This is a genomic window from Ammoniphilus soli, assembly GCF_040813775.1.
Window position 1 is genome coordinate 1 of sequence record NZ_JBEGDL010000173.1, and the last position, 596, is coordinate 596.

Genomic DNA, 596 nt, shown 5'->3' on the forward strand with positions numbered 1-596 from the left:
GGTTTAAATGACGTTACTTTCAGAGATTCTTAAATACAATGAACAATTCGTTGAAAATAAGGAATATGAAAAATACCAAACGACTAAATTTCCTGATAAAAAAATGGTTATTCTTACATGCATGGATACTCGACTTGTTGAATTATTGCCGCAAGCGATGAACATTAAAAATGGTGATGTAAAGCTGATCAAAAATGCAGGAGCGATCGTTTCACACCCGTTTGGAAGTGTGATGCGGAGTATCTTAGTTGCAATTTATGAACTTGGAGCAAAGGAAGTCGCTATCGTCGGACATCACGGTTGTGGGATGAAAGGGTTAGAAGCTGATTCTTTCTTAGAAAAATGTGGACAAGCTGGATTAGATGAAGAAATCATAAAGACCTTAACCAACGCAGGTATTGATATCAAAAGTTGGTTAACAGGATTTCAATCGGTTGAAGAAAGCGTCGAACAAAGCGTTAAGATGGTCAAAAACCATCCAATGTTCCCGAAGAACATTCATGTTCATGGACTTGTTATCTGCCCGGAAACAGGAAAATTAGATGTAGTAGTAGACGGATATCAGTGCTAATTGGTCTAAAGCAAAACCTTTTTCA

The 596-nt window shown here is 37.2% G+C and carries 1 protein-coding gene; it reads left to right on the top strand.

The features are described 5' to 3' along the window. The first annotated feature begins 7 nt into the window (after positions 1-7). Positions 8-571: a beta-class carbonic anhydrase gene (locus ABLT31_RS38915; protein WP_367761092.1), complete on the top strand. Its 564-nt coding sequence runs from the start codon at positions 8-10 to the stop codon at positions 569-571. Positions 572-596 lie beyond the last annotated feature (25 nt).

What these genes read in the sequence shown, in the direction of transcription:
- ABLT31_RS38915 (WP_367761092.1), top strand. Translation starts at nt 8, where the DNA reads ATGACGTTACTTTCAGAGATTCTTAAATACAATGAACAATTCGTTGAA.